The 18,357-nt window shown below is 61.6% G+C and carries 16 protein-coding genes; 7 read left to right on the forward strand and 9 right to left on the reverse strand.

The features are described 5' to 3' along the window. Positions 1-28: 28 nt before the first annotated feature. Positions 29-937, reverse strand: coding sequence for a thiamine pyrophosphate-dependent enzyme (locus tag AC24GY_RS25840; RefSeq protein WP_487688957.1), 909 nt, complete (start codon positions 935-937; stop codon positions 29-31). A gap of 44 nt (positions 938-981) precedes the next feature. Further along, entirely contained in the window at positions 982-2,769 is a 1,788-nt protein-coding gene (locus AC24GY_RS25845; protein WP_487688960.1) for a 2-oxoacid:acceptor oxidoreductase subunit alpha, read from the reverse strand. A 275-nt stretch (positions 2,770-3,044) separates the two neighbouring features. Between AC24GY_RS25845 and AC24GY_RS25850 the strand changes: the two genes are divergently transcribed. From AC24GY_RS25850 to AC24GY_RS25860, 3 genes are all read left to right on the forward strand, one after another. After that, complete coding sequence (locus AC24GY_RS25850) at positions 3,045-3,326, forward strand: addiction module protein (RefSeq protein WP_487688963.1); 282 nt, start codon at positions 3,045-3,047, stop codon at positions 3,324-3,326. Beyond that, positions 3,323-3,643: a hypothetical protein gene (locus AC24GY_RS25855; RefSeq protein WP_487688966.1), complete on the forward strand. Its 321-nt coding sequence runs from the start codon at positions 3,323-3,325 to the stop codon at positions 3,641-3,643. The genes AC24GY_RS25850 and AC24GY_RS25855 overlap by 4 nt, the downstream gene beginning before the upstream one ends. A 144-nt stretch (positions 3,644-3,787) precedes the next feature. Continuing rightward, on the forward strand, positions 3,788-6,181 hold the full coding sequence (locus AC24GY_RS25860) for a DEAD/DEAH box helicase (protein WP_487688969.1): 2,394 nt from the start codon (positions 3,788-3,790) through the stop codon (positions 6,179-6,181). Positions 6,182-6,260: 79 nt separating this feature from the next. Here AC24GY_RS25860 and AC24GY_RS25865 read toward each other — a convergent pair whose 3' ends face one another. Then, positions 6,261-6,983 (reverse strand): hypothetical protein, encoded by a 723-nt coding sequence (locus AC24GY_RS25865; protein WP_487688971.1) that lies wholly within the window; start codon positions 6,981-6,983, stop codon positions 6,261-6,263. 111 nt (positions 6,984-7,094) lie between these two features. Between AC24GY_RS25865 and AC24GY_RS25870 the strand changes: the two genes are divergently transcribed. Both AC24GY_RS25870 and AC24GY_RS25875 read left to right on the forward strand, forming a co-directional pair. Continuing rightward, positions 7,095-8,531, forward strand: coding sequence for an AAA family ATPase (locus AC24GY_RS25870; protein ID WP_487688974.1), 1,437 nt, complete (start codon positions 7,095-7,097; stop codon positions 8,529-8,531). Between the two features lie 215 nt (positions 8,532-8,746). Beyond that, positions 8,747-10,252: an SEL1-like repeat protein gene (locus AC24GY_RS25875; RefSeq protein ID WP_487688977.1), complete on the forward strand. Its 1,506-nt coding sequence runs from the start codon at positions 8,747-8,749 to the stop codon at positions 10,250-10,252. A gap of 176 nt (positions 10,253-10,428) precedes the next feature. Here the strand turns inward: AC24GY_RS25875 and AC24GY_RS25880 are convergent, their stop codons facing one another. The 6 genes from AC24GY_RS25880 to AC24GY_RS25905 form a co-directional block, all read right to left on the reverse strand. After that, positions 10,429-12,012, reverse strand: a complete 1,584-nt coding sequence (locus AC24GY_RS25880; protein ID WP_487688980.1) for an aldehyde dehydrogenase (NADP(+)) — start codon at positions 12,010-12,012, stop codon at positions 10,429-10,431. A 13-nt stretch (positions 12,013-12,025) separates the two neighbouring features. Next, entirely contained in the window at positions 12,026-12,334 is a 309-nt protein-coding gene (locus AC24GY_RS25885; protein ID WP_422321600.1) for a type II toxin-antitoxin system RelE/ParE family toxin, read from the reverse strand. Then, a complete protein-coding gene (locus tag AC24GY_RS25890) occupies positions 12,319-12,504 on the reverse strand; it encodes a hypothetical protein (protein WP_422321601.1) in 186 nt (61 codons plus the stop codon). Before AC24GY_RS25890 ends, AC24GY_RS25885 begins: the two co-directional genes overlap by 16 nt. 66 nt (positions 12,505-12,570) lie before the next feature. Continuing rightward, a complete protein-coding gene (locus tag AC24GY_RS25895) occupies positions 12,571-13,347 on the reverse strand; it encodes a hypothetical protein (protein WP_487688985.1) in 777 nt (258 codons plus the stop codon). Between the two features lie 99 nt (positions 13,348-13,446). Further along, positions 13,447-14,274 (reverse strand): fumarylacetoacetate hydrolase family protein, encoded by an 828-nt coding sequence (locus AC24GY_RS25900; protein ID WP_487688987.1) that lies wholly within the window; start codon positions 14,272-14,274, stop codon positions 13,447-13,449. Between the two features lie 43 nt (positions 14,275-14,317). Beyond that, positions 14,318-15,277: a MerR family transcriptional regulator gene (locus AC24GY_RS25905; protein WP_487688990.1), complete on the reverse strand. Its 960-nt coding sequence runs from the start codon at positions 15,275-15,277 to the stop codon at positions 14,318-14,320. 98 nt (positions 15,278-15,375) lie between these two features. Here AC24GY_RS25905 and AC24GY_RS25910 point away from each other — a divergent pair, with 98 nt between their 5' ends. Continuing rightward, positions 15,376-16,800, forward strand: a complete 1,425-nt coding sequence (locus AC24GY_RS25910) for a nucleoside recognition domain-containing protein (RefSeq protein WP_422321605.1) — start codon at positions 15,376-15,378, stop codon at positions 16,798-16,800. Between the two features lie 64 nt (positions 16,801-16,864). Beyond that, entirely contained in the window at positions 16,865-18,127 is a 1,263-nt protein-coding gene (locus AC24GY_RS25915; protein ID WP_487688993.1) for a glutamate racemase, read from the forward strand. Positions 18,128-18,357 lie beyond the last annotated feature (230 nt).

Genomic DNA, 18,357 nt, shown 5'->3' on the forward strand with positions numbered 1-18,357 from the left:
TCGGAGGCCCGCGCACCCAAGGCTGCTCCTACCGCATCGCTTCAAAGCGCTTCTTCAGCATGTCTTTCTGCGAGACGCCGCCGAGCTTGGACTGGGTGTCGTCGATCCACTTCTGCTCGAGGGCGTTTTTCGTGGGGCGGTTGACTTGGTAGTAGACGCCGAATTTTCCGGGGGCGAGGTTTTCGGCCATCTGGTAGGCGGCCACGTCGTTGGTGACGTCGTGCTGCGTTTCGTCGATGGTGTCAAAGGTGCCGCCTTTGCGGGGTGTGCTGTCGTCAAAAGCACCGGCGTAGAACATGACGCACTCGCTGAGGCACTCGACGACGCTGAAGCCATCGTGCAAAATGGCGCGCTCAAACATGGCCTCCATGTGCTTCACCTGCGCGGCATGCGTGCGGGCGATGAAGGTGGCGCCGCTGGCGAGGAGCTGGCGCATGGGGTTGATCGGACGATCGATGCTGCCGGTGGGATCGGTCTTGCTCTTGAAGCCGATGGGGCTCGTGGGGCTGGTCTGCTTCTTGGTCAGGCCATAGACGAAGTTGTCCATGATGACGTAGGTGAGCTTGATGTTTTTGCGCGCGGCGTGGTTGAGGTGATTGCCGCCGATGGAGAAGCCGTCGCCGTCACCGCCGAAGACAAAGACGTGCACGTCCGGACGGCTCAGGGAGATGCCGGTGGCCAGCGGCAGCGCACGGCCATGGATGAAATGGATGCCGTGCGTGTTCATGAAATACGGGAAGCGGCTGGAGCAGCCGATGCCAGCTACGCAGACGATGTTTTCATGCGGGTATTGGAGCTTCTCCAGCACGCGGTAGAAGATGTTCAGCACGGCGAAGTCGCCGCAGCCGGGGCACCACGTGGGATGGTCGGCGGTGAGGGCTTTCTTAGTGAGCTTCTCCGTGGCAGGAGCTGCAGGAGTGACGAGGGCGGAGGACATGATGATTTGAAAAATGAAAAGGTTGGAAGTGCTGCGGGTCCGGACTAGGCGCTCATGATTTTTTCCACGCCGGTGACGATCTCGCGGATGCGGAAGGCGAGGCCGTCGGTTTTGCACACGGACTGGATGCGCGGGTCCGCGAGGCTGGCGCGCAGCAGGGTGGCCAGCTGGCCGTAGCCGTAGAGGCCGGAGTCGTTCATCTCCACGCAGACGACGTGCTTGAACTTCTTGAAGAGGCCGTCCAGACCGTCCGGCATGGGGTGCAGGTGGCGCAGGTGCAGGGCGCCCACTTTGTGGCCTTCGCTGCGCATGCGGTCCACGCTTTCCTTGATGGGGCCGTAGGTGCTGCCCCAGCCGATGACGAGGACGTCGCCGGTCTGGTCGCCGTGGATGACGGGCAGCGGGAGTTCCTTGGAAAGCTGCACCAGCTTGTTGCGGCGCTTGTTGGTCATCAAGGTGTGCATCTTGGGGCTGCCGCTCGGGTGGCCCATTTCGTCGTGCTCAAGACCGGTGGAAACAGGGTACTTGCCGCCTGCCATCTTGGAGCCGGGAGGTGCGTGCTGTGTGATGGAATCGAGCGGATAAGGCTTGAAGCCCTCGGGGCGGGTGGAGATGTCGAGGGTGGGTTCCACCCAGTGCTTGTCGAGGTCAGGCTCTTCAAAGGCCTCGATGCGGCTGCTCAGGGCCTGATCGCTCAGGATGATGACGGGGCAGGAATATTTCTTGGCCAGCTTGCCAGCCTCCAGGGCGATGTAGAAGCAGTCTTCCACGTCCTTCGGTGCCAGCACGATGCGCGGGCTGTCGCCATGGCTGCCGTAGATGGCCTGCATAAGGTCGGACTGCTCCACGCTGGTGGGCAGGCCGGTGGAAGGGCCGCCGCGCTGCACGTTCACCACGATGAGGGGGATTTCCGCCATGCTGGCGTAGCCCAGTGCCTCCATCTTCAGACTGAGGCCGGGGCCGGAACTGCCGGTGATGGCAAGGTGTCCGGCAAAAGCAGCACCGATGGTCATGGCCACAGCGGCGAGCTCGTCTTCGGCCTGCACGTAGAGGCCGCCATACTTCGGCAGTTCGACGCGCAGTGTTTCCATGATCGAAGACCACGGGGTGATGGGATAGGCGGAGCCGTAGCGCACCCCGGCGGCGATGAGACCGAGCGTGAGCATCTGGTTGCCATCGGCGCTGATGCGGTGCGCGCCATGGGCTTCCCCGGGCACGAAGGCAAATTTTTCCACGTCGCCCACCTGGTAGGCAAAGCCGGCGTCAAAGGCCAGCAGCGCATTGCGCAGCACGCTTTCGTCCTTGCGGCCAAACTGGCGGCTGACGATGCCCACGAGCTTTTCCTTGTCGAGATTGAAGACGGCGCAGACCATGCCGAGCACGAACATGTTCTTGCCGCGGTCGCGCGTGGAGCCGCCCACGGCCTCCACGGTGGCGGAGGTGAAGGGCACGCCGATGTGGACGATGCCGCGCTCGTTTTTCACGTCTTCCGGGCCCATGTCCGCGGTGTCGTAGAAGCAGATGCCGCCATCGCGCAGGGCGGAGATGTGGTTTTCGTAGCTGTGCTTGTAAAAGGCCACGAGCACGTCGGCTTCGTCGCCCTCATGCAGCACCTCGCCGGAGCCCAGATGCACCTGGAAAATGGAAGGACCGCCCGAGATCGTGGAAGGGATGGTCATGTAGGTCATCACTTCCTGCGCCGTGCGACCGGCCAGACGCGCCAGGAAACCGCCGATGGACTGAATGCCGTCCTGGGAATTGCCCGCGAGGCGGATGACGGCGTTGCGCAGGGAGGTGGGAGATGACGACGAAGGAGCGGAAGCGGTGGACATGGTTGGGGTACGGGCATGCACGCCCGCAGATTGGTTGGCTGAGGAAACGCGATTCTAGAAGGGCTTTTGCAGCCGTCCATGCTGGAGAATGGCTTTTTTCTGCGGTGGCGGGCGCGTGGCAGACGGGGAAAAGGTGCATGCTGGAGGTGTGAGCCCTGGATCTTCGTTGCGGGGTTGGCGTGATCCATGCCTTGTGGCCTTCTCGTTCCTTATGAGAGGCTCACTGCGTGACTCAGCCACTCGACAAATCCTGTGGATTACGATAGAATCAAACCATGACAGCCGCCGTCGAACACATCAAAAAGGCCATCGACAGCCTCGCCCCGGACGAGGCGAGAGAGCTTTTTCAGGAGCTTCGGCGTGATTTTCAGCTTACTGAGGACGATCAGGCAGACGAAGAAGCCTTGATCGAGGCCGAGTGGGACGCTGAGCTTGATACCCGTGTGCAGGAGATTGAAAATGGCACCGTCCAGCTTCTCACTGCTGAGGAGTCTGAACGTCGTTCGGATGCCGTGTTTGCCAAATTGGGAATCGAGCGTCCTGTTTACAGGCCATGACGGAATGGAACATTCATCCGTCTGCCCAGCAGGAACATGATGAATTGCTGGAGTACTTCGGCGGCATTGATGAGGAGCTGGTGATTGCGTTTGAATGGCATTATCTCCAGCATCGCCATGCGATTTGTGAAAACCCGCTGCTCTACACCATCCGTCGCAAGACCGTTCGCAGAGCCAATTTGAATCCACGTTTTGGCGAATATTACATCGCCTACACAATCTGGCGGCAGAAGGTGGTGATCCTCGCCGTCGCACATGCCAAGCGTCGCCCTTATTACTTGCGTAGGCGGATTGGTGAAGCCAGGGAGCTTTTCTGATCCCCCGTCAACACAGACTCACCCCCGGCAGCCTCCCCCGCCCTCTCCCCGGGGGCCTCAAGATCAAACACCTTGCTATCTCCCCCTATAGGTGCCAGTATGACACCCCTCAAATTCTGAGGGATACGTTTCGTTTCTGTTTTTATGAGTACCCACACCTTCCCTGAATTGGGAATTTCGCCCGAGCTTCTTGAAGCCGTTAAATCACTCGGCTTCGAGCAACCCTCCCCCATCCAGGCTGAAGCTATTCCTGTGGCGATCACCGGACGTGACGTCGTGGGCCAGAGCCAGACCGGCTCCGGCAAAACGATGGCCTTTGGCATTCCCGTGGTGCAAGGCGTCGATGGCACCAAGCGCGCTGTACAGGCTCTGATCCTCTGCCCCACCCGCGAGCTGGCCATGCAGGTCTGCGCGGAAATCCACAAGCTGGCCTCCTTCAAGGAAGGCGTGCGCGCCACGCCAGTGTACGGCGGCGCTTCGTATGACCGCCAGATCCGCGCTTTGCAGAGCGGCTCCCAGATCGTCGTCGGCACCCCCGGTCGTATTCTTGACTTCATGGAGCGCGGGCTGATCAAGTTCGACGCCCTCAAGATGCTCGTCTTTGATGAAGCCGATGAAATGCTGGACATGGGCTTCAGCGACGACATCGACCGCCTGATGGCCGCCGTGCCGAAAGAGCGCCAGACCATCTTCTTCTCCGCCACCTTTGAGCCGCGCATCCGCCGCCTCGTGGAGAACTACACGACCAACGCCGCGACGATCACCATCCAGCAGAAGGCGCTGACCGTGGCCACCGTGGAGCAGCGCTACTACGAAGTGCAGGGCCGCTCCAAGCTGGAAGTGCTCTGCCGCGTCATCGACATCGAGGCCCCGCGCCTCACGATCGTTTTCGCCAACACCAAGCGTGCCGTGGACGACGCCACCGACGCCCTCGTGGCCCGTGGCTACGCCGCCGACCGCCTGCATGGGGATATCAATCAGACGATGCGTGAGCGCGTGATGCGCAACTTCCGCAGCGGCAACGTGGAAGTCCTCGTTGCTACCGACGTGGCCGCCCGTGGTCTGGACGTGAACGACATCGATCTCATCGTCAATCTGGAGCTCCCGTATGACGCGGAAGACTACGTTCACCGCATCGGCCGCACAGGCCGTGCCGGACGCAGCGGCAAGGCTTTCAGCCTCGTGGCCGGACGTGAAATTTACCTGATGCAGCGCATTCAGCGCTTCATCAACATCCGCGTGGAGCGCGCCAAGGTGCCCTCCCAGGAAGAGCTGGAAGCCACGCGCGTGGACAAGACCTTCGACAAGGTCAAAGCTGTGCTGGAAGGTGCCAGCTATGCCAACCACGAGCACAGCATCCAGCGCCTGCTGGACATCGGCTTCTCCCCCACGGAGATCGCCAGCGCGCTCATGGACCTGCTCATGAAAGACCAGGTGCGCGAGACCGAGCAGATCGTGGAAGACCGCGCAGGCCGGAAGCCCGACTATCCGCAGCGTGACTTCAAGCCCCGCGCGCAGGCCACTGCGCCTGCGCCAAGACCGACTCCGCAGTCCGTCGCCGCCCAAGCCCCGCAGGCAGCCCCTGCCCCGGCAGCCGCAGTGACCGAAGGCTCTGCCGAAACCCCAGCGCCAGCCGCTGAGGGCACGGAAGCTCCGGCCGAAGGCTCCGCTCCGGTGGAAAACACCGCCGCAGCTCCAGCCGCCGCCCCCGCCCAGCGTGAGGAGTCCGGTGCCGAAGAGGACTCCGGCCCGACGAATCATCAGGCAGCCGCTCCGGCGGTACGCCCGGCCAAGTTTGACAACGAATTCGACACCGACCACGAGGAAGAACGCGTGCCGCGCAAGCAGAGCAGCTACGTGCAGAAAGGCCCGCGCTCCGGCATGGTGCGTCTCTTCATCAACGTGGGTGGCATGGATCAGGTACGTCCGCAGGACATCGCCGGCATGCTTTACAACACCATTCAAGACCTGACCCCTGGCAGTATTGGTGCCATCGACGTGCTGGAGAAATGCAGTTTCGTCGAAGTCCCCGGAGACTCCGTGGAATCCGTGCTCGAAGGCGTCAAAGGCGCACAGCTGCGCGGCCGTGACGTGCGCATGGACCACGCGGACCGTCCGGACGACATCAGCGGCATTCGCCCCAAGCGCTTCGGCGGTGGCGGCGGCTTCATTAAGAAACCCGGCTTCGGCGGCGGCGGTGGCGGCTTTAACAAAGGCGGCTACGGTGGCGGTGGCTTCAACAAAGGCGGCGGCCCAGGCACTGGCTTCAAAGGCTACGGTGGTGGCGGCGGCGGCGGATACCAAGGCGGTGGCGGCGGCTTTAAAAAGCCCGGCTTTGGTGGCGGCGGCTTCAAGAAGCCCGGCTTCGGCAGCAAACCCTGGCAGCAGCGTGAAGGCGAAGGACCAAGCCCCGGCTACGGTGGCGGTGGTGACGACGGCCCACGTCGTGAAGATGCAGGCGGCGGTGGTGGAGGCGGCTTCGGCGGCCCACCCAAGCGCCCCTATGGCGGCGGTGGCGGCTTCAAGAAGAAGTGGTAACCGCTAACAGCCCTTGAGGCTCTTTTAAGGACCCATGCGACCTGTCAGATGACGGTGCGCCTGGGTCCTTCTCTTTTCACTATGCTTGAACCCGCCTCTGCTGCTCAATCCACTCTCGTGACACGGTGGGTTTGAAGTCAAACTCCGGCAGGTGGCGGTCAACCACGGCGAACAGCGAGCTCGCCAGCGCAATCACCACCTCAGTGCATCCCTGGCTTTGGAAATAGCCCACCGACACATTGTAGGCGGTGATTTTTTCCTTCAGCGCTTTGAGTGCCGCCTCATGCCTTCGAGTCGCCTGCCCCCGGAGGTCCGCCGCCTCTTTGCGATAGATCACAGCAAGTTGGGGGTTCGGCCCACTGAGCGGGCTGCCAATGGTCTCCGTGCGCTCGGCCAGCTGCTCCTGGCTCAGGGCCTTCCGTTCGGCTTTTGCCAGGGCATTCTCTGCGGCGGTGAGTTCCTGCTCCTTGAGGAAGAGGTCTTTGAATATGAACACCAGCGCATCAATGGCGCGCTTGGACAGGCCTTCCTGCGTCTGGGAAAATGAGTTGAGGCGTTTCACGCTTTCCACCGCTTCCGAGAGTCCCGGCCGCTCCGCCAGCCGTAATGGTCTAAGGCAGAGTACAAGGGTCGGCGAGTGCAGAGGGTCCCCTTTACGATCTTCCGCCGCAGCCGGCAGAGTCATCCCCAGGGTCAGTAAAAACAAGCAACTCATTTTCATCTTCATCCAAGGCAGTAACCCCAAAGAAAATGGATCGTCACAGGCAAACTTCAAGTTCCGCCAACTGGCTTCACCCACCACGTGTCAGCCGGTCTGCAGGGCTTGAGTTGTACCAAGAAATCATTGGCGGCATGCTTCGTGCGCTCTTAAATCTCAGCAGGATCACCCCGGCGGTGGTCTATCATTAAACCCATGCCAAACTCCACCGCACTCCGCGACGCCCTGACCCAGTCACCGAACAATCTGTCGTTGTTGCTGCTCTACGGTCGTGCGTGTCTGGAAGAACTGCATCTGGACGAGGCGCGTGAGGTCTTCACCCGTGCCCTGGAACAGGACCCTGACCAGACCGACGCCATGCTGGGCATCGCCAAAGTTTTGTTCATGGAGGGAGACACCTCAGGGGCCGCCGTGCGTGCCGAGCGCGTGATTTTTCTGGAGCCCACCAACGCCCAGGCCCACCTGCTGCTGAGCCGTGTGTATCTGAGCGAGGGCGACCGCCCCAAAGCCATCGAGCATTTTGACCGCGCCGCGCAGATCGACGGCACCATGAGCGATCCCGCCCTTGAGCGTGAGCTTGGCCGTACCGCGCGTGATGCCCGCAAAACCGCCCCTGCCCCGGCACCAGAACCTCCCAATCAGGAACCGCAAATCGCCGGCGGCCCCGATCAGGACGAATTCTTCGAAGATCCCTTCGATGACCCGCCCTATGACTGGCGCCCCGAGACCTTCTATGCCCCGGGTGATCCCGAGCGTGGCAACGTGACCTTTGCCGATGTCGGCGGCATGGAAGAGCTGAAGGAGGAGATCCGCCTCAAGATCACCTACCCGCTGCAGTTTCCCGATCTATACAAAGCCTACGGTCGTAAAACCGGCGGCGGCATCCTCATTTACGGCCCGCCCGGCTGCGGCAAGACGCTGATTCTCCGCGCCGTCGCGGGTGAAGTGCCCTGCAACTACCTTTCCGTCGGTCTGCATGAGATCTTTGATCCCTACTTCGGCAGCACCGAGCGCAACCTGCATCAGATCTTCGAGACCGCCCGCGCCAACGCGCCCTGCGTGCTCGTCTTTGATGACATCGACTCCCTCGCCATGGATCGCCGCCAGATCCGCGAAAGCCAGATGCGCAATCTGGTGAATCAGTTCCTGCACGAGATGGACGGCATCCGCAGTGAGAACCAGCGCATCCTTGTCATCGGTGCCACAAATCAGCCATGGGCGCTTGATCCCGCCTTCCGCCGCCCCGGTCGTTTTGACCAGGCCATCTTCGTCGCTCCACCGGATGCACCCGCGCGTGCGCAGATCATTGAACTGCTGGCCAAGGACAAGCCCATTGCCGAATTCGACAACACGGAACTCATCGAAGCCACCAACGGCTTCTCCGGTGCTGATTTGAAGTGGGTCTTTGACCGCGCCGCCGAACTCGCCCTTTCCGCCGCCATTCACACCGGCCAGCCTGTGCCGATCACGCTTGAGCTTCTGCTCGCCGTGGCCAAAGCGCACTCGCCAAGCACCGCGGAATGGTTTGAAGGCGTGCGCACTCATGCGCAGTCGCAGGAGGGGCCGAACAGCATCTTCAATGACATGCGCAAGTTTCTCAACGCGCCTTCGAATACGAAGAAGGAGAGGTAGGGGCGCTGCTCGCCGTCATAGATGGTCAAGGGGTCAAGGCGCATTGCCCACGGGTTCCTGAGCGTACGCTCCATTAGCGTTTGGATTCAGCCGCAGTTTTTGATTTCCCGCTTCGCAAGGTGTCGCTTCAAGCAAAATCACAGAGGCTTATAGCCTATGGATCCCCCATGAAAATCATCCTTGCAAGAGGAGGGAAATGCTAGCTTGTGGGGTGAATGACCACTCGCGACTTCGTGCTCTTCCTCGCCTGTCTGGGTTTTTCAGCAGTCCATCCACTTGCGGCAACGCTCGACGAAACGCGCATCCAAGCTGAAAAGGGTGATGCAGCGGCTCAATTTGAGCTGGGCAGTATTTACAAGGACGGCGCGCGCCTGCCGCAGGATCTGGCGGCAGCTGTCTCCTGGTGGCGCAAGGCGGCGGAACAGGGCAATGCCGAAGCACAGAGTGTACTGGGCCTTGCCTATTTTCAGGGCTCAGGAGTGGCCAGAGATGACGTGGAGGCCGCGAGGTGGCTCCGCAAAGCTGCGAGTCAGGGACATGCCCGGGCGCAGTTCAATCTGGGAGTGTGTCATCGTGATGGCATGGGAATGCCCAAGAACGATGCCGAAGCCCTGAAGCTGTTTCGCCAGGCGGCGGATCAAGGCATTGTCGAGGCACAGTTCAATGTGGGAATGCTCTATCACAATGGTGCGGGTGTGGCTCGGAACTACGCCGAAGCCGTGAAATGGTTCCGCAAAGCTGCGAACCAAGGACTGGCCGAGGCCCAGTTCAGCCTGGCAACGTGCTACACCCAAGGCACCGGCGTTTCCAAGGATGCAGGCGAGGCCGTTCAATGGCTTCGCAAAGCAGCGGACCAAGGGTTTGCCAACGCCCAGGGCCATTTGGGCTCCTGTTATTTTCTAGGGACCGGCGTGGCCAGGGATGAAACCGAGGCCGTGAAATGGACCCGCATGGCGGCAGATCGGGGTCTGGCCTTCGCGCAGTGCAAAATAGGCGAATGTTATGCCCAAGGCACTGCCGTAAACAAGGATGCCGCCGAGGCGGTGAAATGGTTCCGCAAAGCGGCGGATCAAGGACAGGACATGGCGCAGTTTCATCTGGCAGCATGTTACGCCGAAGGCAAAGGCGTCACGAAGGATGACGCACAGGCCGCGAAGTGGCTCCGTTTAGCTGCGGAGCAGGGACTTGCCCGTGCGCAGAGCAATCTGGGAGATTGCTACCGCGACGGCACCGGAGTGCCCCAGGATGTGGCCCAGGCCTTGAGTCTGTACCGCCAGGCGGCAAATCAGGGAGATGCCTATGGACAGATGGACCTGGCATTTTGCTACCACAATGGCACGGGTGTTCCGCAGGATGACTCCCAGGCCCTAAGCTGGTGGCGCAAAGCGGCAGCTCAGAAAAATGCCACTGCACAGTTCAATCTGGGGCTGTGCTACCACAATGGCGATGGCGTGGCCATAGATGACGCCGACGCTGTGAGGTGGTGGCGCAAAGCGGCGGAGCAAGGGCATGCCCAGGCGCAGTTTTCGCTGAGCCTTCAGTACGAAAAAGGCGAGGGCGTGGAAAAAGATCTCGTTCTAGCCTGGATGTGGATCCACCTCGCGGCCATTCAGGGCCATGATGCGGCCGACAAGCATCAGGCCACACTTGAGCTCGGCATGACACCCGCGCAGCTCAAGGAGGCTGAAGCACTGGCAAAAGCCTGGGAGCAGAAACCCTGATCGTTGCTGCCACGGCATGCGCCGCTTCGAAATGGGAAGAAGAAGCGGTGGAGGGGCTCCGGGCATTAGCCGAAACTCAGCAGCTCTTCGTACGTAGTTCGGACTTTAGCCCGTTCTGGAATTCCCGGACGGGCTAAAGCCCGAACTACGTACAAAGGACCAAACGCTCACACCCACTACCGCGTCATCACCCCATCCACAATGCGCATGGCACCGCGAGGATTGGCGTCTTTGAGCAGCTCAGGCAGCGCCTCTTCCGGAAAACCCTGGTAGCAGACGGGACGCACGAAGCGGTAGATGCTGCCGGTGCCGATGCTGGTGAAGAAGCTGTGGCTGGCGGCGGGATACGGACCGCCGTGGTGCATGGAGGGGCAGACTTCGATGCCGGTGGGGAAACCATTGAAGATGATGCGCCCCACCTTGCGCTCCAGCACACGGATGAGCGGGGCGAAATCGCGCAGATCCTGCTCGGTGCCCTGCAGGGTGGCGGTGAGCTGGCCTTCGAGGCTGTTTGCATAGCGCAGCATGTCTTCGAGCGTGGCGCATTGGGTGATGATGGAGCACGGGCCAAAGACCTCGCGGCGCAGCTCTTCGTTGGCTTCCAGCACGTCGATCGTCGTGGTGAAGATGCGGCAGGCCGCCTGGGAGGCGGTTTCAGAGGGCGGACTTTCGGACTGACCGGCAAGCTCCAGACCATCCACCGTCTGCCACACGGCGGTACCAGCGTCGTAGGCTTCGCAGATGCCGCGATGCAGCATCGTCTGCGGGGCCACTTTGGCCGCGAGGGCGGCAGCGTTGCTGATGAACTGGTTCAGTTCGTCACTCTTCAGGCCGAGAACGACGGCGGGATTCGTGCAGAACTGACCCACGCCCATCGTCACGGAACCCACATAGCCTTCAGCGATTTTCGAGGCACGCTCCTTGAGCGCCCCGGGCAGCACGAAGACCGGATTCACCGAACCCATTTCGGCATAGACTGGAATCGGATGCGGACGGGCGGCGGCCACGTCCATCAGCGCACGACCACCGCGCAGGGAGCCGGTGAAGGCGACGGCCTGAGTGAGAGGGTGCTTGGTCAGCGTGGTGCCGATGTCATTGCACTTGCCATGCAGCAGGGAGAAGCAGCCCGCTGGCAGGCCCACCTTATGCAAGGCGTTCAGGACCGCACGTGCGAGCATCTCGCAGGTGCCAGGATGCGCAGGGTGGCCTTTGACGACGACTGGGCAGCCAGATGCCAGGGCACAAACGGAATCCGTGCCGATGACGCCGATGGCGAAAGGGAAATTGCTGGCACCGAACACCACGACGGGGCCGATGGGCATCATCACGCGGCGCACATCCGGCTTTGGCAGCGGCTGGCGGTCAGGAAGCGCATGGTCCACGCAGGCATTGGCCCAGGAGCCTTCACGGATCAAAGCCGCGAAGAGCTTGAGCTGGCCGATCGCACGACCACGCTCGCCGGTGAGGCGCGCCACCGGCAGCGCGCACTCGGCGTGGGCGCGCTCGATCAGCGCATCGCCCAAGGCGGTGATTTCATCGGCGATGGTGTCGAGCAAAGTCGCACGAGTTTCCGGTGTGGCGAAACGAAGAGCGTCAAAGGCACCGTCAGCCGCCTGCATGGCCTCATCGGCCTCGCGGTGCGTGGCATCGCCAAACGCAGGCTCAAGCTGGCCGCCGGTGGTGGGATTGAAGGCGTGAAAAAGGTGGCCGTGGGGAGCCGCCTCGCGGCCCGCGATGTAGTGATATCCAGTGAGTGTCATGGTTGGGGAGTCTCTAAAAGAGAAATGCGGTTTCGTCCAGCATTCGTGCGCCATGCCAGAAGCGTGCGATGCCGACGGTGTTTTCGTTTTTGTCGTAGCGATAAACAATCCGATAGGGATAGACAACGATCTCCCTTGTGATGCCGTCATCCAGCTCTGGAACGATGCGCCCCCGCTCAGGCATCTGCGCGAGGGACTCGGCGGCACAGACCAGTTTTTCGCCAAAGCGACGGGCGGCGGGCGGATTGTCCATGGAAATGTAGCGAACGATCTCCTTCAAATCGAGCAGCGCACGCGGCGAGACGATCACCCGACAATCCATGACGACATCAGTTCACGCACGTTCTCAATGGGAATGCCTTCACCGCGTTCCAACTGGTCAAAGCCCTCACGAATCCCGGCCACGAACTCAATCTCACGGGCCATGTCCTTAAGCGACATGTCTTCCGGAAGTTTCTCAAGGAGGTCGATGGCGATCTGGCGATTGCTCATAGCTCCAACCTGCCTGATTTACGTAGCACGGCAATACAAATTCATGCCTCCGGTTTTGCTCCCCCGTCACTTCGGCAGCCGAGCAATAGCACAGGTGGTCATCCGTTTCATGATCTGCGATTCCGTGGGCGGCAGCGGCACACTCGGCGGCATGGGCAAGCCGGACTCGGAAGTGGCGGTGTTCACATTCGAATCGGACCGCAGGGATTCGGCCTGCCAGACCGTCTTGCCTGAGGCCGTGTCCAGCAATGTGTAACTGGCCGCGATGCTGCGTGTGGCGAATTCACTCGCGGAATACACGGTCACCGTGGTGCTACTCCGACAGGAGCTGGAGCAGCCGCTGCAGCAAGAGCCCGTGCGGCAGGTTTTGTCGCCGATCTTACCGCAGGAACATGATGAATAGACGGTTCGGGTATCCTTGTACTTCCTGCTGGAGTGATCCACCGAATTGTCGCGCAGATCGATCCACAGCAGGTAGTGCAGGCCCTCCGCATGCGCTTTGCGGATGAAGCCCGGACTGAGCTTGCTGCCCAGAACGATGGGCACACCCGCGCTGAACTTGGACGGCGGAAACCCGACCGCACCACGCGCGGCCTCCATGGTGAGCACCCGTGAACGCCGCAGCCTGTGCTGCAGCGCTTTCTCTGCCTCTTGCAGAATGAGGCCTTCTTCCGTCCGCCCCGGATACACCATCACCTCCTGAGCCGTCAAACCACCCACGGCGAGAGTTTTGCCCCGTAGATCATGCCTGCCCAAGGTGTTGCTGACGGCCAGAGTGGGGTCAGCCGCACAACTCGCCAGCCATGCAGCGACGAAGATCAGGAGAAGGGCGTGAGGTTTCATGGCAGCGCATGACCTCAGACGCGGCCTTAAATCAAATATTCAAATTCGAACCCCATGAAGGGAATGGCGACGCACTGCCGCCATTCCATGAGTGTGACCTTAGGCCATCGGATTCACCAAGGTGCCGATGCCGTCGATGGTGATGCTGATGAGGTCGCCGCTTTGCAGGGTGAATTCATCTCCGGGAACGATGCCGGTGCCGGTCATGAGGAAGGTGCCGGTGGGAAAGGTGTTGTCGCGGAAGAGGAAGCCTGCGAGCTCGACGGGGGTGCGCTTGAGCTGGGAGACGGTGGTTTCACCTTCGAAGGCAGCCACGCCAGCGCGATCGATCTGCAAATGAATGCGGGTCGTGGGCGCGGGTGGTTCGTTTTGAATCAGGATGGCGGGGCCGAGAGCGGCGCAGAGTTTGAAGCACTTGGCCTGCGGCAGGTAGAGCGGGTTTTCGCCTTCGATGTCACGGCAGGAAAGGTCATTGCCCACGGTGTAGCCGATGATGTCGCCACGGCTGTTGATGCAGAGGGTGAGCTCGGGCTCGGGCACCATCCATTTGGAGTCGCTGCGCAGATGCATGGCCTGCCCCGGATGGGCGACGCGCTGGGGGGTGGCTTTGAAGAAGATCTCCGGGCGCTCAGCCGCATACACGCGGTCATAAAAACTGCCGCCGCCTGCGTCTTTGCTTTCTTCCATCCGCGCGGTGCGGCTGCGGAAGTAGGTGACCCCTGCGGCCCACACTTCCTGAGAGACGATGGGAGCCAGGATGGTTTCCGATGCGGGGGCTTCCACCACAGGTGTTGTCGAGGCAATCTGTGAGAGATAAGCGGAGAGGCCCACGATTTCCAGCAGCGCATCCCAGTTCTTTTCAGGAACGGCGTGCCAGGCACTTGAGGTCTGAATGAAATTGCCGGTGGAGGTGCGGTATAAAAGCATGAGAAAAGGAAACTAGAGAAAGTCAGCCCTCATGCAACTTGGCTCACGCCTGATTCTTGCATAAAGCTTCGTCCAAGCCGTGCAGGCAGCTGACCCATTGAACAGCGATGTCAGGCAGCACCGCACGGTAGCTTTCAGCGGCACGACCGCCTACGATAAGGCGCATGGCAGAGGGCAGCAGTTCGCGCATGCGGCGCAGTTTTTCCACGATGACGGAGCAGCCTTCAGGATACACCACGCTCAGAGCCACCGCCGTGGCATGCCGGGCGATGGCGCATGCGGCGATCTCTTCCACGGGCAAGTTGGGGCCGAGGTAGGTCACGTACCAGCCCAGATCCCGCGCGGAGGCGGCGACGATCAAAGCTCCCAGTTCGTGCACTTCCCCCGCAGGGGTGGCCACCACGAGCTCCGGCGCATTCAGAGGCGTCTGACTGCCGGGCACGGGGGTGAGAAGCAGCTCGCGGATGATCGCCGTGGCGATGTGTTCGTGGCTCGGGCGCAGCGCCCCGAGCTGCCAGCTGTTGCCCACCTGGATGATCAACGGGCAGATGACCTGATGCAGCATGCCACGCTGGCCAAGCTGCATGCGCGCCTGCAAAAGCACCTGGCGCAGGCCCTCGCAATCGTAGCGCTTGGAAGCGGCGATGGCGTCGTCAACGTACTGCGCGGGCTCCATCGGCGGACTCTGCGGCGTGAAATCTTCTGCGGGAACAGGCGCGGTGGGATCTGCGGGGAGGGCAGATACGGGCTGTGCAACGGGCACGGTGCCCTGGGCCAGCTCCTCCAGCTCCGCCGTGGAGAGCCGTGCCACACCGCCGATGCGGTGGCCATTTTCCGTGAGAATTTTCAGCAGTTTCAGCCGTTTCACAGCTTCGTCGCAGTACATGCGGCGGTTCGTGTCGGTACGGCTGGGGCTCAGGGCGCTGTAGCGCCTCTCCCAGATGCGGATCACATGCTGGCTGAGGCCGCTGAGCTTGCTGGCGAGCTGGATAGGACAAGGCATGAACAAATGTATGGGAGTTGCCACTTGAGGCTGGCGCAGAAACGTTTACGCATTGCTGCCGCATCTGGCTACTACGTTGTCACATTTTCCACTACGACATGCTGAACTACATCTGGGCCACCCTACTTTTCATCGGACTTCTCGTCGCCGGCCTGGTCGGCCGCGTTTCTGGAGACGCCAGTGTCATCGACGCCGCGATGAAAGGCGCTGAAAAGGCCGTCATGGGCATCGCCCTGCCGCTGGCGGGCATGATGATGTTCTGGCTGGGGGTGCTGCGCCTGCTGGAAAAGGCGGGCGTGCTGGAGGCCGTGGTGCGCCTGCTCTCTCCCCTGCTCCGCCGCCTTTTCCCCGATGTGCCCACGGGCCACCCGGCCATGAGCGCCATGGTGATGAACCTTTCTGCCAACATGCTGGGCCTCTCCAACAACGCGACGCCGCTGGGGCTGAAGGCCATGGGGCACCTGCAGGAGCTGAACCCGCACAAGCAGAGCGCCAGCAATGCGATGATCACCTTTCTGGCCCTGAACACCGGGGCCTTCACGCTGATCCCGATGACGGCGATGAATTTTCTCAACGCCGCCGGGGTCAGCCACAGTTTTCGCGTCATCGTCCCCACCATTCTTGCGACGGCCTGCGCGTCGGTTGCGGCGGTGATCGCGGCAAAGAGTTTCCAGCGGCTGCCGGGATTTGTGGCGCAGCCGGATGAATTCATTTCTGAAACCCAGAGCACGGCCGTCAAACCTGCGGGTATCTCCACCAAGGCGAAGTTTTGGCTCACGCTGCTGGGCACGCTGTTCATCGGCGTCTCCGCATTGGAACTCGGCCCGCCCTCCTGGCGGCAGACGGTGCTGGATCAAACGGGACTTTCCACCGTGCTGGCGAAATCTGCCCAGCGCAAAGCCGAGGCGGAGAAGACGCTGGCCTTGAAAAAGGAGGAGGCGAAAGCCGCTGCAGCGACGCAGACGAAGGTGGAGCCGCCCGTGTGGCGTCGTGTGATGGATGGGGCCTCCGGCCTTGCCATTCCGGCCATCCTGATCCTCGCCGTGAGCGTGGCCTGGGCACGCGGGGTGAAGGTGTATGAAGAATTTGTGGATGGTGCGAAGGAGGGCTTTCAGGTGGCGGTGCGCATCATGCCCTACCTCGTGGCCATGCTGGCAGTGCTGGCGATTCTGCGAGAGTCGGGGGCGTTTCAACTGCTGGAATACCTGCTGGCCCCCTTGCTGAACATGCTCGGCTTCCCGGTGGAACTCCTCTCGCTTGCACTCATGCGCCCGCTCAGCGGATCCGGCGCGCAGGGCATCCTCAATGAGATCCTCACACGGCCAGATTTGAGCGAGATGGTGAAATTCACCGCAGGCATCCTGTATGGCTCCACCGAGACGACTTTTTACGTGCTGACCGTGTATTTCGGCAGCGTGGGCATCCGCCGCTTCCGCCATGCTCTTGTGGCCGGGCTCACCGCTGACTTCATCGGCATGGTGGCCGCCGTGTTCTTTGGGCGGCTGCTGTTTGCGTTTACCTGAGGCTACACGTGCCATGAATTGGCATGCATGCTGCGTACGTTTCCGCCCTCTTCGACTCTTTCCCATGAAAATCCTCACCGCGTTGCTCCTGCTCGCCGTCGCAGTTCACGCCGCAGATCTTGTCGAACACGCGCGGGCCCATGCCGATGGCAAAGCTGCTTTCACTTTCGATGCCAGCGCTTGGAACGATGCCGAGGCCACGCGCCATCTGCCCATTGGCGTGTTTGATTCCGGCATCGGCGGACTCACGGTGCTGGAGGCGCTGCTAAAGCTGGACGCTTTTCATAATGACACGCTGCAGCCGGGGGCGGATGGGGTGCCGGACTTTGCGGAAGAGCGCTTCATCTATTTCGGGGACCAGGCGAACATGCCCTACGGCAACTACTCTGCGGTGAACCGCACGGACTACCTGCGCGAGCTGATCGTGAAGGATGCGGTCTTTCTGCTGGGTCGCCGCGTGTGGCCTGCCAAGGGCGGCGAACCGAAGTATGACAAGCCGCCGGTGAAGGCCATCGTCATCGCCTGCAACACGGCCACGGCTTATGGGCTCGAAGAGGTCCGCAAGGCCATGGCGGCATGGAAGGTGCCGGTGATCGTGTTGGGCGTGGTGGAGGCGGGAGCGCGCGGTGTTTTGGAATCCAAGGGCACCGGGGGCATCGGCGTGCTGGCCACCATCGGCACCTGCGCGAGCAAGGTGTATCCGCGCACCATCGCCAGCACGCTGGGACGCGCAGGGCAGAGCGTACCGGTGATCGCGCAGCAGGGCAGCGCCACGCTGGCGGGGGCGATCGAAGGAGATGCGGCGTTTCCGGATTCGGTGTCGGCCTACGCGATGAAGGAAGCACGCGCTTTGGCGGAGGCCTATCGGGCAGAGAAGCCCACCGCGCCGCTGCAAACCATTGTGCTGGGCTGCACGCACTACCCGCTGGCGCAGGAGGAGATCGACTCGGCATTCACCGCGCTGCGTCAGGACGCTGCATTTCGTGATCTCATCGCCGAGCAGCGCACCTTTGTGAATCCTGCTGAAGCGACGGCCCGTGAGTTGTTTCGCGAACTGGCGCAGGCGAAGCTGCGACTGAAGGCGGGAGAGAAATGCGTCCTCGAACAAGGGCAGTTCTACCTCTCCGTGCCGCGTGTGGAGGAAGTGGGCATCCAGCTCTCCGGCGATGGCAGCCTGGACAAGGACTACAAGTACTCGCGCAGCCCGGGCCACCTGGACTTTGAAGACACGAAGAACGTACCGCTGACGGCAGAGCTGATTCCGGTGAACAGCGCGAAGCTGGTGAGGGAGAGACTGCCTGCGGTGTGGAAGAGCATGGGGAAGTGAGGTGACGGCGCGGCGCGGAATCGCTTCCGTCGGCCGGACACGGTCTGTTTGAAGTCATCTCCGTGCGGGAAGAGTGCGCTGATCCAGACCTTCACGCGGCCATCCGGATATCTTTTGAGCGAGGCGGACTCCTGATTTTTTAGGATGGCCTCCGCAATGATCGCGGCGGGCTGTTTGACGTTCACTCTGCTGGCCATGGCGTGGAGCTGGCGTCTGCGGGTGGAAACGAT

The organism is Prosthecobacter sp. Pr1 (genome assembly GCF_057652315.1).

Coding starts and splice junctions, on each gene's coding strand:
- AC24GY_RS25840 (WP_487688957.1), bottom strand. CDS start 937: ATGTCCTCCGCCCTCGTCACTCCTGCAGCTCCTGCCACGGAGAAGCTC.
- AC24GY_RS25845 (WP_487688960.1), bottom strand. CDS start 2,769: ATGTCCACCGCTTCCGCTCCTTCGTCGTCATCTCCCACCTCCCTGCGC.
- AC24GY_RS25850 (WP_487688963.1), top strand. CDS start 3,045: ATGACAGCCGCCGTCGAACACATCAAAAAGGCCATCGACAGCCTCGCC.
- AC24GY_RS25855 (WP_487688966.1), top strand. CDS start 3,323: ATGACGGAATGGAACATTCATCCGTCTGCCCAGCAGGAACATGATGAA.
- AC24GY_RS25860 (WP_487688969.1), top strand. CDS start 3,788: ATGAGTACCCACACCTTCCCTGAATTGGGAATTTCGCCCGAGCTTCTT.
- AC24GY_RS25870 (WP_487688974.1), top strand. CDS start 7,095: ATGCCAAACTCCACCGCACTCCGCGACGCCCTGACCCAGTCACCGAAC.
- AC24GY_RS25875 (WP_487688977.1), top strand. CDS start 8,747: ATGACCACTCGCGACTTCGTGCTCTTCCTCGCCTGTCTGGGTTTTTCA.
- AC24GY_RS25880 (WP_487688980.1), bottom strand. CDS start 12,012: ATGACACTCACTGGATATCACTACATCGCGGGCCGCGAGGCGGCTCCC.
- AC24GY_RS25885 (WP_422321600.1), bottom strand. CDS start 12,334: ATGGATTGTCGGGTGATCGTCTCGCCGCGTGCGCTGCTCGATTTGAAG.
- AC24GY_RS25890 (WP_422321601.1), bottom strand. CDS start 12,504: ATGAGCAATCGCCAGATCGCCATCGACCTCCTTGAGAAACTTCCGGAA.
- AC24GY_RS25895 (WP_487688985.1), bottom strand. CDS start 13,347: ATGAAACCTCACGCCCTTCTCCTGATCTTCGTCGCTGCATGGCTGGCG.
- AC24GY_RS25900 (WP_487688987.1), bottom strand. CDS start 14,274: ATGCTTTTATACCGCACCTCCACCGGCAATTTCATTCAGACCTCAAGT.
- AC24GY_RS25905 (WP_487688990.1), bottom strand. CDS start 15,277: ATGCCTTGTCCTATCCAGCTCGCCAGCAAGCTCAGCGGCCTCAGCCAG.
- AC24GY_RS25910 (WP_422321605.1), top strand. CDS start 15,376: ATGCTGAACTACATCTGGGCCACCCTACTTTTCATCGGACTTCTCGTC.
- AC24GY_RS25915 (WP_487688993.1), top strand. CDS start 16,865: ATGAAAATCCTCACCGCGTTGCTCCTGCTCGCCGTCGCAGTTCACGCC.